At 59.5% G+C, this 12,510-nt stretch carries 14 protein-coding genes; 4 read left to right on the forward strand and 10 right to left on the reverse strand.

What is annotated here, in order from left to right:
* Positions 1-40: 40 nt before the first annotated feature.
* From AB731_RS12685 to AB731_RS12715, 7 genes are read right to left on the reverse strand one after another with little or no spacing between them, the layout of a single operon-like run.
* Positions 41-1,450 (reverse strand): 2-oxo acid dehydrogenase subunit E2, encoded by a 1,410-nt coding sequence (locus tag AB731_RS12685; protein ID WP_047094403.1) that lies wholly within the window; start codon positions 1,448-1,450, stop codon positions 41-43.
* A 4-nt stretch (positions 1,451-1,454) separates the two neighbouring features.
* Complete coding sequence (locus tag AB731_RS12690; RefSeq protein WP_047094404.1) at positions 1,455-2,465, reverse strand: alpha-ketoacid dehydrogenase subunit beta; 1,011 nt, start codon at positions 2,463-2,465, stop codon at positions 1,455-1,457.
* Between the two features lie 14 nt (positions 2,466-2,479).
* Positions 2,480-3,451, reverse strand: a complete 972-nt coding sequence (locus tag AB731_RS12695) for a thiamine pyrophosphate-dependent dehydrogenase E1 component subunit alpha (RefSeq protein WP_047094405.1) — start codon at positions 3,449-3,451, stop codon at positions 2,480-2,482.
* Positions 3,451-4,794 carry an aromatic ring-hydroxylating oxygenase subunit alpha gene (locus tag AB731_RS12700; protein ID WP_047094406.1) on the reverse strand — a complete coding sequence of 448 codons (1,344 nt, stop codon included), beginning with the start codon at positions 4,792-4,794 and terminating at the stop codon, positions 3,451-3,453. Before AB731_RS12700 ends, AB731_RS12695 begins: the two co-directional genes overlap by 1 nt.
* 24 nt (positions 4,795-4,818) lie before the next feature.
* Positions 4,819-5,580 (reverse strand): SDR family NAD(P)-dependent oxidoreductase, encoded by a 762-nt coding sequence (locus AB731_RS12705; RefSeq protein WP_047094407.1) that lies wholly within the window; start codon positions 5,578-5,580, stop codon positions 4,819-4,821.
* A gap of 4 nt (positions 5,581-5,584) precedes the next feature.
* Positions 5,585-6,349 carry an SDR family NAD(P)-dependent oxidoreductase gene (locus tag AB731_RS12710; protein ID WP_047094408.1) on the reverse strand — a complete coding sequence of 255 codons (765 nt, stop codon included), beginning with the start codon at positions 6,347-6,349 and terminating at the stop codon, positions 5,585-5,587.
* A gap of 57 nt (positions 6,350-6,406) precedes the next feature.
* Entirely contained in the window at positions 6,407-7,162 is a 756-nt protein-coding gene (locus AB731_RS12715) for an SDR family NAD(P)-dependent oxidoreductase (RefSeq protein WP_047094409.1), read from the reverse strand.
* Positions 7,163-7,253: 91 nt separating this feature from the next.
* Between AB731_RS12715 and AB731_RS12720 the strand changes: the two genes are divergently transcribed.
* Positions 7,254-7,925 (forward strand): TetR/AcrR family transcriptional regulator, encoded by a 672-nt coding sequence (locus AB731_RS12720; RefSeq protein WP_052769060.1) that lies wholly within the window; start codon positions 7,254-7,256, stop codon positions 7,923-7,925.
* 3 nt (positions 7,926-7,928) lie between these two features.
* On the opposite strand, the gene AB731_RS12725 is transcribed toward AB731_RS12720, so the two are convergent.
* Positions 7,929-8,657 (reverse strand): ThuA domain-containing protein, encoded by a 729-nt coding sequence (locus tag AB731_RS12725; protein WP_047094551.1) that lies wholly within the window; start codon positions 8,655-8,657, stop codon positions 7,929-7,931.
* A gap of 101 nt (positions 8,658-8,758) precedes the next feature.
* Between AB731_RS12725 and AB731_RS12730 the strand changes: the two genes are divergently transcribed.
* Entirely contained in the window at positions 8,759-9,973 is a 1,215-nt protein-coding gene (locus AB731_RS12730; RefSeq protein ID WP_047094410.1) for a CaiB/BaiF CoA transferase family protein, read from the forward strand.
* Here AB731_RS12730 and AB731_RS12735 read toward each other — a convergent pair.
* The gene (locus tag AB731_RS12735) at positions 9,961-10,329 is read right to left on the reverse strand and encodes a Zn-ribbon domain-containing OB-fold protein (RefSeq protein WP_047094411.1); all 369 of its coding nucleotides are present in this window, start codon (positions 10,327-10,329) and stop codon (positions 9,961-9,963) included. The genes AB731_RS12730 and AB731_RS12735 overlap by 13 nt on opposite strands.
* Positions 10,330-10,394: 65 nt before the next feature.
* Between AB731_RS12735 and AB731_RS12740 the strand changes: the two genes are divergently transcribed.
* Both AB731_RS12740 and AB731_RS12745 read left to right on the forward strand, forming a co-directional pair.
* Positions 10,395-11,546, forward strand: coding sequence for a thiolase (locus AB731_RS12740; protein WP_047094412.1), 1,152 nt, complete (start codon positions 10,395-10,397; stop codon positions 11,544-11,546).
* A gap of 24 nt (positions 11,547-11,570) precedes the next feature.
* Positions 11,571-12,131 carry a carboxymuconolactone decarboxylase family protein gene (locus AB731_RS12745; protein ID WP_047094413.1) on the forward strand — a complete coding sequence of 187 codons (561 nt, stop codon included), beginning with the start codon at positions 11,571-11,573 and terminating at the stop codon, positions 12,129-12,131.
* Positions 12,132-12,155: 24 nt separating this feature from the next.
* Here AB731_RS12745 and AB731_RS12750 read toward each other — a convergent pair whose 3' ends face one another.
* Positions 12,156-12,416 (reverse strand): hypothetical protein, encoded by a 261-nt coding sequence (locus tag AB731_RS12750; RefSeq protein ID WP_047094414.1) that lies wholly within the window; start codon positions 12,414-12,416, stop codon positions 12,156-12,158.
* Positions 12,417-12,510: the final 94 nt, after the last annotated feature.

Here is a 12,510-nt window from a genome sequence, read left to right on the forward strand (position 1 = left end):
AAGGGAAAGGGGGCCGGCATCTGTCGGCCCCTTTTTCGTTTCAGAGCCGCTCGGGGTTCTCGAGAAGTTCGGCCAGCGCCGCCAGGAAACGCGCACCATCCGCGCCGTCAATCGCGCGGTGATCGCAGCTGAGTGACAACTGCATAACCGGTGCCAGTGTGATCTCTCCGCCATCATCTATCGGCGCATTGCGGGCCTTGCCCACAGCAAGGATCGCGCCCTGCGGCGGATTGATAATCGCATCGAATGCGTCGACTCCGAAGCCCCCAAGATTGGAGATAGAGAAGCTGCCACCCTGGAATTCTTCGGCTTTGAGCTTGCCTTCCCGGGCGCGTGCGGCGAGGTCGGCCATCCGCTCGGCAATCTCTTTTACAGTCAGATCGTTCGCGTGTTTGACGATGGGCGTAATCAGCCCCTTGTCAGTCGCAACCGCAACCGAAATATCTGCATGGCTGAACCGGTGGATGGCCCCGTCATGGACCTGCACGTTCACTTCTGGAACTTCCAGCAATGCGAGTGCGCTGGCGCGGATCAGGTAATCGTTGATTGTGCCGGGCTTGGCTTGCGCCTGCCGCAGGGCGATGAGCCTGTCGGCCCGCACCGCGCGGCGCAAATAGATATGCGGGATGGCCTGCTTTGCCTTGGTAAGGCGGCGCGCGATGGTCTTGCGCATGGCCGTCATCGGGATGATTTCCACGCCTTCCTGGGCCAGCGGCGCGGCTTGTGCCTCCTCGCCGCCGCCAATCAGCGCCAGCACATCGGCTTTGCCAATACGGCCCCGTGCACCGGTGCCGGTGACCTGCGAGAGATCGACACCGTTCTGGGCGGCGATCCGGCGCGCCAGGGGGGAGGCATAGGCCTCTTCTTGCCCGGTAATTTCAATCGGGCCCTTCAGCGCAGGTTGCCGACTGCCGCGAATGGCCTTGTCTACGTCCTGCCGCGTGATGCGCCCGTGGCGCCCGCTTGGCGTAATGTCGGAAGGCTGCAAACCAGCCGCTTCCGCGGCAAAGCGTGCGGCAGGAGATATGGCGACATCCCTGGCAATTGTGCTGCGCTTGACCTGCTGCGCCGCGCCTTCATTCCTCTTGCTGGAGCTGGCGCTTTGAGTTGGGGCGGAAGAAGGCGTTTCACTTTCCGCCTCGGCTGCGCTGCTACCCGATGGTTTGTAGCTCGCGACAAAGGCATCCACCTCGCCCGCATCGACGCCGGTATCACCCATCACACCAAGTAAAGCGCCGACTGGCTTGGTCTCTTGCTCGCCTGCCAATATTCGCACGAGGCAGCCATCGGCCTCTGCCTCCACCTCGTTGGTGATCTTGTCGGTTTCAATCAGGACGATTACATCGCCCTTGGCGAATGGCTTGCCTTCTTCGACTTGCCACTGCGCAACCGTGCCTTCGGTCATTTCGATGCCCCATTTGGGCATGGTGAAAGGTTTGAGCGCGGCCATGCCTTCAGCCCCAATCCAGCGTGCGGCGCACCGCTGCTTCGATGGCTGGCGGGCCGGGAACGTAGGCGCGTTCAAGTTCCGGCGCGAAGGGAATGGGCGTGTGCGGCGCGGTGACGCATTCGGGCGGAGCATCAAGGCTGCTGAAAGCCTTTTGCGCGACCAGGGCGGTTATGTCGGTGGCAACGCTGCAACGCGGCGGGCTTTCATCCACCACCACCAGCCGGCCTGTCTGTTCAACGCTGTCCAGAATGGCCTCTTCATCGAGCGGGCTGGTGGTGCGCGGGTCTATTACATCGCAGCCGATACCTTCCTCCGCCAGCTTGTCCGCTACCTTCTCGGCGAAGCTGACCATGCGGCCCAACGCGACAATCGTTACATCGCCGCCTTCACGCGCCATGCGGGCGTGACCGAACGGCACACGGTGGAGGCCTTCGGGCACTTCGCCCTTCTTACCGTAAAGCGCCTTGTGTTCGAAGAACATTACCGGGTCATCACCGTGCAGCGCCTCGTTCATCAGGCCCTTGGCATCGGCGGGCGTGGTGGGCAGCACCACTTTCAGGCCGGGAATTGCGGTGAGCAGATTGTAAAAGGCTTGGCTGTGCTGCGCGGCGGAATTCATACCTGCGCCATAGATCAGCCGCACCACCACCGGGCAGCGCGCCTTACCGCCGAACATGTAGCGGAACTTTGCGATCTGGTTGATCAGCTGATCACCGCACACACCGATAAAATCAGCGAACATCAACTCTGCCACAGGGCGCATTCCGGCCAAAGCCGCGCCAGCCGCCGCGCCGATAATGGCGCTTTCGGAAATGGGCGTGTCGATTACCCGTTCAGGGCCGAATTTGCCGATCAGGCCGGTGCTGGTGCCCCAGATGCCGCCAATGGCTTCCTGCCCGCCAGCAGTGCCCGCCCCGCCCGCGACGTCTTCGCCCAGCAGAATAACGCTGGGATCGCGCTCCATCGCATCGTGAAGCGTCTGGTTGATCGCTTCGCGTATGTTCATCACGGCCATATCAGCGCGTTCCCTCAATATGCCGCATAGACATCTTCCTCGATTTGCGACGGATCGCATTTCTCGGCCTCTCGCGCCTCATCGACTGCTGCGTCGATCAAGGCTGTGACTTCTTCGTCGATGGCATCGAGCTGTGCCAGGTCGAGCATCTCATCTGTGGCTTCATGCGCGCGGAATATCTTCAGGGCGTCACGCTCCTCTCGCAGCCGGTCGACTTCACCCTTCGCCCGGTATCGCTGCGGATCGCCTTCGAAATGTCCGTAGAAACGCTCTGTATCGAGCTCAATCGCAGCGGGTTTTCCGCTCCCGCGCACGTGATCGAGCAGTTCGGCCATCGTTTCAAAAGTGTCGTAGAAATCGCAGCCATTGGCGCGCCAGACTTCCATGCCGAACGCCTTGGCGCGGCTGGCGATATCCCTGTCGGTCGCCACGGCGTATTTGTCGCCGGTGTGTTCCGAATAGTGGTTGTTCTCGAACACGAAGATGGCTGGCACGCTTATCACAGCAGCCATGTTCATGGCCTCGAACGTGGTGCCTTGATTGCACGCCCCATCACCCGAAAACGCAATCGCGACCTTACCCTTGCCCTCTGCCCGCGCAGCAATCGCAGCACCCACAGCTTGCGGTGCGCCCGCGCCGACAATGCCATTCGCGCCGAGCATTCCGATGGAGGTATCGGCAATATGCATGGAGCCGCCGCGCCCTTTGCAAAGGCCGTCGCGGCGGCCGTAAATCTCTTTCATCATCGCCTTCACATCGCATCCCTTGGCTATGCAGTGTCCGTGGCCGCGATGGGTGGACACGATCATGTCATCATTATCCAGATGCTCGCACACGCCCACTGCGGCGGCTTCCTGCCCTGCGTAAAGATGTGTGAAGCCGGGGATTTCACCCTTGGCGATTTCTTCGTGCAAGCGTTCTTCAAATTGGCGAATTGTGGCCATGCGGCGATAGGCGCGGAGCAAGCCATCTTGCGAATATTGCATCAGATATCCCCCTCGCCCGGGCCATTATTGCCGTAGATGTAATCGCTCAGCGTTCGGTGGAAATGGCGCAGGCGGATCTCCTGATCGCCCAGCCAAAGCCCTTCGAAAGCTTCACTGCGCATCCCCGCCTGCACGTGCGGCAGGTTGAACGCATCCTGATCGAGCACTTGCCCGATAGTCTTGTCACCATGCCTGAAGATCTGATGCCGCACGCGTTCGGGCCATTTCTCCCCCTCGGGCACCAGCTCGAACATCCAGATGTCATAAAACATCTTGTTCGGATCGGTCGGGTGAGGCCGCTGGCGGAACATCATCACGTCATCCGAATGCACGTTCAGCGAAACATTGGGGAAGATTGTGTAGTGATAATCATCCGTCAGCTGTTCGTCATTCAGCTCTGAATAGTCCTTGCCCTGCTCCGGCCCGTTCTCCCGCTTGAACTTCTGCAGAGCCTCCCGAATACCGCTGATCGGGCCTTCATATTCAGCCGGGTCCATTCCGGCAGCTTCCATCATTCCGGCGATCAGCGGCGGCATAATGGATGGCAATTGCACGCGCGGGCTGACGGCGGCGAAGGGGATGAGATAGCGGTTGTGCTTGTCGTAGCAGTCATACTGCACGTTCACATCGTCCAGATACCACTTCAGCTGCGGGTGAATGCCCTGGACGTGGTAGGTTTCACTGAAGGCATCGACGCTGGCCTTCCAGTTGCAATCCCATTCCACCGTCACATCGCGCGTCCACGCCATGCGTTCCATATGGTATGGGTTCAGATGTTGCGGAATGACACCGAGGTAATCCAGCAAAGGCTCAATATCGGAGTCGAGAGAGAACCACACGAAGCTGCCCCATTCGTCCGCCTTAACGGGCTTCACCCGGCCACATGGCGGCGCGCCTTGCGGAAAAGTCTCTCGGTCCGGAATGTGGAGCAGCTTGCCTTTCGAAGAATAGGCCCAGTGGTGATAGCTGCACCTGAAAACACCGTCTTCCTCGGCAACCGAACCCAGCCCTTCTTCGGGAATCAGTCGGTTTCCGCGGTGCAAACAGACATTGTAGAAGCCGCTGACAGAGCCATCCTTCTGCCGCACCAGCAGCACGGATTCCTTGCCGATATTGGTGCAGATGTAATCCCCTGCCTCAGGAATATCATCCGAACGCCCACCGAGCAGCCAGGTCTTGGTCCACACCCGGTCCCATTCCAGCTGCATGAACTCTTTCGAGGTGTAGCGTTCTGCCGGAATCAAATCATGGCCAAGGTCCGGATCGGGCGCCTTTTCAATGGGCGTGCCACCGGGCACAGCCTCGGCCGCGCGCTTTATTGTCTGCTGGCGTTTCACATCCATGACGGGAAGCCTGTCGCCTTTCTTCTAAAAATGCGTGTTCTTAGTGAAGCCGCCATCGACGACCAGATGCGAACCGTTGCACCAGCTTGCCGCCGGACTGGCGAGAAAGCCGACAGCGCGGGCGATTTCCTCAGGTTTACCGAAGCGGCCTTCAGGCTGCTTGCGGATGAGCGACTGGTAAAACTTCTCCATCGCGCCTTTCAGCATTTCCCAATTGCCGCCTTCAAATTCTACCGGGCCGGGCGACACCACATTCACGCGGATACCGTCCTTGCCGTGGGCAAGACCAAGCTGCTTGCCATAAGTGATGAGCGAGGCCTTCAGCGCGTTGTAGCCTTGCGGCCCGCCCATATCCTCCAGCGCAGAGGTTGACGCGATCAGCACGATCGAGCCGTGCTTGCGCTCTATCATGCCTTCGATCACTGCATCGACAGCGCGGACAGGGCCCATCACATCGACCTTGAAGTTCTTTTCCCAGTATTTGAGGCTGCCCAGACCGCCAGAGGCGGAGGTGACGGGGACAAGAATGTCCACACCGTCCAGCTCTTCATCGGCCCATTCCATCCAGGCTTTGAACTCATCGCCATCGGTGACGTCGCAGCCTTTGCCGATGACCTTGGTTTCGTACTTCTTCAGATTGGCCACCGCGTCCTTGACGGAATCGTCATTGCGGGCGGTGATCGCCACGTCGCAGCCTTCCCGCGCAAACAGTTCTGCAATCGCGTAACCGATGCCGCGCGCGCCGCCGACGACGATGGCCTTCTTGCCTTTAAGTCCCAGATCCATGCTTTTACGCCTTCCTCAATCCTCTGAATTCGGCAGCATTGGGCAAACGGCCCAACTGCGCCCCGCCAGAAACCTGCACGGTTTCCCCGGTGGTGAAACAATCATCGGCCAGTAGCCAGCAGGCGGCAGATGCAACTTCGTTTGGCAGCACAGCGCGCCCTTCAATCGGCACATGGCCGAGATATAATCTGGTCAATGCCGGATCGGCAAAGATCGCCTCTGTCATCGGCGTTTGCGAGAACCCCGGCGCAACTGCATTCACGCGAATGCCGCGCTCTCCCAGCTCAATTGCCGCCACGCGCACCAATTGCTCAAGCGCCGCCTTGGCACAGCTGTAAGATGTCAGCCCGGCCCCGGCGAGCGATGCAGTGACAGAGGAAAACAGCACAACGCTGCCACCATCGGGCATTGCGAGAATTGCATGCTTCAGGAGCAGCGCATTGGCAGTGAAATGCATTTCCATCTGATCTTCGATCTGCTCGCGTGCGATCCGCGAAATCCCGCCCGCGCAAGTCGTGCCAGCCGCATTGACCAGCAGATCGAACGGGCCAGCCGCATCGCACATCGCCTGAATGGACGCCTCGTCACGCATGTCGCAAACAACATGCGCACCGCCCAGCCGTTCAGCCAGAGAGCGCACTGCCTCCTCGCTCCGCGCAGCGACTGTCACATGGCACCCCTCATCAGCAAGGCGCAACGCCACAGCTTCGCCCAGTCCACCCGGACTGGACGCGCCGATCACCAATGCTTTCTTGACGCCAAAGCTCATGCGAGCACCCTAGGACATGCCGCACCATCTGCAAGAAAAAAGTCAGACATGATTGTTTTATGGCCGGATGTAGGCCCCGTTGTCGATCAGATATTCGCCGCCCGTCAGGAAGCGCGCATCGTCACTGCACAGGAACACGATCAGGCTGGCCACATCCGATGGCGCGCCGATTGCGCCTGCAGGCAGCACACCGGAATCCACTGCCTGTTCTTCACCCGGACGACCCATCGCGCCCTGTATCATCGGTGTTTCAATGGCGGAGGGGTGGAGAGTATTGCAGCGAACCTTATATCCCTTGTCCTGACAGTGGATCGCCAGCGATTTGCTCATGGAGCGTACCGCGCCCTTGGCCGCAGAATAGGCGAAGAAGGGCGGGAAGCCTTGATGGCTGGCGGTCGAACACATGTTGATGATCGATCCATTCTCGGACTTGGATAGCAGTGGCAGGCCCAGCTTGCAGCCAAGGAACACACCCTTGCACATAATGTCCATAGTCCGGTCGAATTGCTCGTCCGTCGTCTCTTCCGGATCAGCCACGACGACTATGCCGGCATTGTTGACGAGAATATCCAGCTTGCCATGATCCGCAGCAATCCGGGCAAACACGGCTTCCCAGTCTGACCGGGAGGACACGTCATGCTTCATCGCGACAGCCGTATCGCCAATCGCGTCGGCAACAGCCTTCGCCGCATTTTCATCAATATCGGTCACGTAGACATGCGCGCCCTCTGCCGCGAGCTGCATGCAGTCCTGCTTGCCCAGTCCTGACCCGCCCCCGGTTACCAGCGCGATGCGATTTTCCAGCTTACCCATTTCTATTCTCCCGTTGATTTATTTGACTGCGCTGTTCGCTAGTCGTTATGGAACTTGCAAAAGCAGACACATCTGCTTTTTTCGTAGATTGATGAAGGCCATGCCTACCCAAAAGATACCCTCCCCCGGCAAGACTGCCAGCATCGGCAGTGCGCGACAACTGATCGAACCGACGGCGCAGGCGTTGAAGAGCGCGAAAACACGCTCGCGTCTGATCGACGCCACGATCCGGTGCCTGGTCAAATTCAGCTATGCCGATACCACGACGCCGAAAGTGGCGGAGGAAGCCGGGCTGTCGCGCGGCGCCATGCTGCATCATTTCGAAAACGGTCGGCAGCTGATGCAAGCCACGCTGGTAGAATTGCACCGCAAGCGCCTGCGCGCGTTTCGCCGGGCTGCTGGCACGCTTGATCACGATGCGCGCACGCTGCTCCATGCCTATTGGGACCAATTGTTGCGCCCGAACTTCATCGCGTTTCAGGAACTCGCCAACGCATCGCGTACGGACAAGGAACTGGCCGCAGTGCTGGAACCGGTTCGCCGCGAATTCGACGAACGCTGGCACGAATTGGCGATCGAGCTTTTCCCCGAGTGGGCGGACGATCTGGCGGCATTCAAAATTGCGCTGGCGCTGACGCAGAATACGCTGGAAGGCATGGCGCTTAACCGGGTGACGCACGGCATCGACGAAGAGACGATTTCTCTGGTGCTGGATCATCTGGAAAAGGTCATCCTTGATCTTCGTCCCGACCGCAGAAGCTGACACTCAGCCGCGGCGCTGCCCCCACGCTATGCCGCGTCGCAAAAGCTTATAAAATACCGGATAATTCCAGGCACATCGCTCCGGATGCGGATAAAATGGCGCCACCGGCATAAGGTCATAATGGCCGCGGCAATGGCCCAGAGTCAGATAGAGCACAGCCCCTTTCCCCACTGGGCGCTCATACAGAACCGGCACCTCGGCTTCATCCCATTCACGGTCGCCGAAATCTGGACAGGTGCCTGTGAAACTTGTGTGGAGCAGCGTTTTGAAGTCCGCCGTTTTACGGGTCAGGTAAAGCTCATCAACGACCGAGAAATCGCGCAAGCCTCTGGTCATTTCATGATCGCTGTCCGTGACTTTGACCTTGTATGGACCGATCGGCGGATGGCCGGTGAACTGCGTGCCCAACAGCTTCATGAAGTCCGGCGCTTCATCAGGCGTTTCGACTTCGCCATTCTCGCCAAAGCGCAGGATGGAATTTGTGCCATGCAGGGCCAGCCAGCGTCCGCCTGCGCGCAGCCAATCAGACAGGACCGCGACTTCCTCCGGCTCGGGCACCAGGTCGCAGGTATAGGTTATAAGCAGGTCCGCCTGCCGGATAAGGCCTGTATCGGAATAATTCGCTGCCACGCTGGTGCGCAGCTCCGGCTGCTCGGCCAGCAGCTTGAGCAGTTCCAGCCGGGCAAAGTCGATATCGTGATATTTCCCAGCCGCCACCAGATGCACTTTCACCTGATTTCTCCCGCTCTTTTGAACCATCGTACCATCTCACCTTGCACTTCGGACATTCCTGCCGCAAAAACAAGCATGACTGTTTTTTTAATGAGGAATTCATGACCGCAGCCGGAGCCGGAAAAGGCCCTTTAAAGGGGGTCCGCGTCCTCGATCTCACCAGCGTGCTGATGGGACCATACACGACGCAGATCTTCGCCGATCTAGGGGCGGATGTGATCAAGGTAGAGGCTCCCTCTGGCGACACCACACGCTCCTTGCCCCCGGGGCCAGCGGATGATTGCGGCGCCATGTTCATGAACGTCAATCGCGGCAAGCGCAGCCTTGTGCTTGACCTGAAACAGGCAAATGCACGTGAAGCCTTGCTGCGCATGGCGGAAGATGCCGATGTCTTCATCCACTCCATGCGCGCCAAGGCAATGGGCCGGCTCGGCCTGTCCTATGCCGAGCTGAAAGCACGCAATCCTAAGATCATCTACGCCAATTTGTACGGCTATGGCCGTGAAGGGCCTTATGCCGATTTCCCGGCCTATGATGATATCGTGCAGGCCGCATCGGGCATTGTCGATCTGCAAGCTTCGCTTTCGGGAGGGGAGCCGACTTATCTGGCGACAGTCGTGGCGGATAAGGTGGCGGGCCTGACCGCCGCCTATGCCGTAATGGCCGCCCTGTTCGAGCGGGAGCGGAGCGGGCGCGGGCAGGAAATCGAAGTGCCAATGTTCGAAACACTGGCGTCATTTTCCATGGTGGAGCATCTGTGCGGCGCCTTGTTCGATCCGCCAATCGGCCCGACCGGCTACGCCAGGGCGCTTTCGCCGGAGCGCAAGCCTTACCGCACCAAAGATGGCTACATTGCGGTGATGATCTACAATGATCGTCACTGGAGCAATTTTTTTGACGCCATCGGCAATCCTGAATGGTCCAAAGACCCGATGTTTGCATCACTGCGGTCGCGCACGCAGAATATCACCAAGGTGCTCGGCCAGCTTTCCGAAGTTCTGGCGCAGCGCACGACTGACGAATGGATGGACTTGCTGACCAAGGCGCAGTGCCCGGCGATGCCAGTCCGCTCCATCGATGATCTGATCGACGATCCGCATCTTGAAGCCGTTGGTTTCTGGCAGCGCTTCGAGACACCGGACGGTCTGGTCCGCATGCCCGGCGTTCCTGTGCGCTTTTCGGAAACGCCCGGACAAGCTGGCAGGCCTGGCCCAAGGCTCGGGTCAGACAGCCGCGATGTCCTCAGTGAAGCAGGGTTCTCCGAAAGCGAGATTGACGATCTGGTGGTGCCGTCAAAAGGCGGTCAGGCCCTATGAAACACTACCTGCGGCCCGCTCTCAGTCTGCACTATTTGCGCGGAAACTTGCGTGCCGATAACGATCTTGTCAGGTCCGGATCCGTCCACACGGCTCATCATCCTCGCCCCTTCTTCCAGATCTACAAGAACCACGTTGTAAGGCTGCTGCGGCGGCTTCGGGTGAATGACCGACACCGAATACACCGTGCCGCGGCCGCTCGCCTCCACCCATTCCAGCGGCTGACCCTCCGGGCCGGCAAGACGCGGAGGAAAATAGCTGGTGCCGTCGATTGTATCACGCTGGATAAGGAACCGGCCGTCCGCAAGGGCGGCACGCCAACGCGCCTCGGGAGAAATTACGCCGTGTTCGGTCATGCACGGGGAATATGGCGCAGCCGCACGAACGTCAATCTCGCCGGGGTCAGTTATGGGGTCGTCCGATGAGCGAACCCTTCCCCCGTGCACGCTCGGCAATTGCCGGACTGGCAACATTCGGAATAGGAGAGATGCCTGGGTTCAGCTCGATTGAAATGGCGGCGCAGGCTGGACTGTTGGCCGTGCAGGATGCCGGACTTGCCATCAATCAGGTGGATGCGGTGTTCTGTTGCTTGCCCGATGACCTGTTCGGCGGCCTCACGCTGGCCGAGTATCTCGGCCTTCACCCGCGCTTTACGGATAGTAACCGGACGGGCGGATCGTCCTTTGCCAGCCATATCATAACCGCCGCGATCATGATCGAAGCTGGCTATATCGACAACGCCCTGATCGCCTATGGCTCGAACCAGCGCAGCAGTGGCGGCAGGCTGGCGACGCCTGCAAAAAGTTCTGTGTGGGAGCAGCCTTACAAGCCGATCTTTCCGCTTAGCAGTTACGCGCTGGCTGCGGCGCGCCATATGCATCAGTTCGGTACTACGCGCGAGCAAATGGCCAGTGTGGCCGTTGCAGCGCGCGAGTGGGCAAACACCAATCCCGAAGCCTTCGCCAAAGGTCCGCTCTCGATTGAAGATTGCCTGGCATCGCGCATGATCAGCTCTCCCATCAGCAAGGCGGATTGCTGCCTCGTGACAGATGGCGCTGCTGCCATCCTCCTGACGAGCACGGAGCGCGCCAAAGGCGGGCCGCGTCCTGCTGTGCCGGTTTTGGGAGCGGCAGCGGCAACCTGGCACAATTCGATCAGCTCCATGCCAGATCTGACGACGACCGCCGCGCAGGAATCGGGCGCAAGGGCAATGTCCGCAGCAGGCGTCACGCCTGGCGATTTCGATACCGTGCAACTGTATGATGCCTTCACGATCAACACGATCCTGTTCCTCGAAGACCTCGGTTTTTGCGCAAAGGGCGAAGGCGGGCCATTCGTGGAAAGCGGCGCGATCGCGCCCGGCGGCAGTCTGCCGGTCAACACCAATGGCGGCGGGCTAAGCTGTTGCCACCCCGGCATGTATGGCCTGTTCGCAATCATAGAGGCCGCGCGGCAAATCCGGGGCGAAGCGGCCAATCATCAGGAGGGCGCGCAGCTATGTCTTGCCCATACCAATGGCGGCACGCTGTCCAGTCAGGCCACCATCATTCTCGGATCGGAAGCAACGATCTGACCGGATAATCACAGGAGAGAAGCCATGCCCCGCATCACCATTCCGCAAGAGCACGCCCATGATCCCTTGGGCTACACATGGTCAAAATTCACGCCAGAAATTGGCGCAGCGGCAGCAGCCTATTCCCTTGCCGTGTATGAACATTCGCAGCTTTCCATGCGTGAAATGGAAGCGGCGCGAATGCGCACGGCGCATATCAACGGATGCAATCTGTGCCGCGATATGCGGGCGGAACGCGATCTGGCTGGTCATATTGAACGCAGCGGAGGCGATGCCGAAAAGGCCGCACAGGTGCGCGACAACACGCCCCCGGACGAGAAATTCTATGCCGATATTGCTGACTGGCGAAATTCGGACAGTTTCTCACCGCGCGAGAAACTCGCAATCGAATTTGCCGAACGATTTGGCGAAGCGCCGCAGTCGATGGACGAGGACGAGGATTTCTGGGCTGCAATGCATGAGCATTTCAGCGACACCGAAATCGTCGATCTGACCTTTGCCATCGGTTCATGGGTCGCGCTGGGCCGCTTCACCCACATCCTTGCGCTGGACGGGGTGTGCATGCCGACAATGCCCGATAATTAGGGTGCCGGAAAATTAGATAGGGGGCTACTCGGGCGGCGCGGCGGCCATCAGGTCCATCAGATTGCGAGCAGCCTCCCTGTCTTCCTCATGCTTGAAGGCCACATCCAGATCGGGCGCGGCATCGAACATCAACAACATGCTCCACAGCGCAAACTTGCGGTTGCGGTCCTGCTCCAGTCCGAAATCCACCAGCATCCGGTCAACTCCGGCGGGGAGAGCAACCGGGTCTACCGCCGCGAAATCCGCTGTCCCGAAATAGCGTTGCAGCATGTCTTGCATATCCATCGGGCCAGCTTAGCGGGGGCGCAGCGCGATGTCAGGCGGCAAAGTTACCTTGCACTGCACAATAGTTTCGTTTGGGCTAGCCGCAATGCGCTGC

The organism is Aurantiacibacter marinus, assembly GCF_001021555.1.
Classification (GTDB): Bacteria; Pseudomonadota; Alphaproteobacteria; order Sphingomonadales; family Sphingomonadaceae; genus Alteraurantiacibacter; species Alteraurantiacibacter marinus.

Bases quoted from the DNA above. Each gene is read 5' to 3' on its own strand.
- AB731_RS12745 (WP_047094413.1), top strand. From the start codon at position 11,571: ATGCCCCGCATCACCATTCCGCAAGAGCACGCCCATGATCCCTTGGGC.
- AB731_RS12720 (WP_052769060.1), top strand. From the start codon at position 7,254: ATGAAGGCCATGCCTACCCAAAAGATACCCTCCCCCGGCAAGACTGCC.
- AB731_RS12685 (WP_047094403.1), bottom strand. From the start codon at position 1,450: ATGGCCGCGCTCAAACCTTTCACCATGCCCAAATGGGGCATCGAAATG.
- AB731_RS12750 (WP_047094414.1), bottom strand. From the start codon at position 12,416: ATGGATATGCAAGACATGCTGCAACGCTATTTCGGGACAGCGGATTTC.
- AB731_RS12735 (WP_047094411.1), bottom strand. From the start codon at position 10,329: ATGACCGAACACGGCGTAATTTCTCCCGAGGCGCGTTGGCGTGCCGCC.
- AB731_RS12700 (WP_047094406.1), bottom strand. From the start codon at position 4,794: ATGGATGTGAAACGCCAGCAGACAATAAAGCGCGCGGCCGAGGCTGTG.
- AB731_RS12705 (WP_047094407.1), bottom strand. From the start codon at position 5,580: ATGGATCTGGGACTTAAAGGCAAGAAGGCCATCGTCGTCGGCGGCGCG.
- AB731_RS12730 (WP_047094410.1), top strand. From the start codon at position 8,759: ATGACCGCAGCCGGAGCCGGAAAAGGCCCTTTAAAGGGGGTCCGCGTC.
- AB731_RS12690 (WP_047094404.1), bottom strand. From the start codon at position 2,465: ATGGCCGTGATGAACATACGCGAAGCGATCAACCAGACGCTTCACGAT.
- AB731_RS12715 (WP_047094409.1), bottom strand. From the start codon at position 7,162: ATGGGTAAGCTGGAAAATCGCATCGCGCTGGTAACCGGGGGCGGGTCA.
- AB731_RS12740 (WP_047094412.1), top strand. From the start codon at position 10,395: ATGAGCGAACCCTTCCCCCGTGCACGCTCGGCAATTGCCGGACTGGCA.
- AB731_RS12695 (WP_047094405.1), bottom strand. From the start codon at position 3,451: ATGCAATATTCGCAAGATGGCTTGCTCCGCGCCTATCGCCGCATGGCC.
- AB731_RS12710 (WP_047094408.1), bottom strand. From the start codon at position 6,349: ATGAGCTTTGGCGTCAAGAAAGCATTGGTGATCGGCGCGTCCAGTCCG.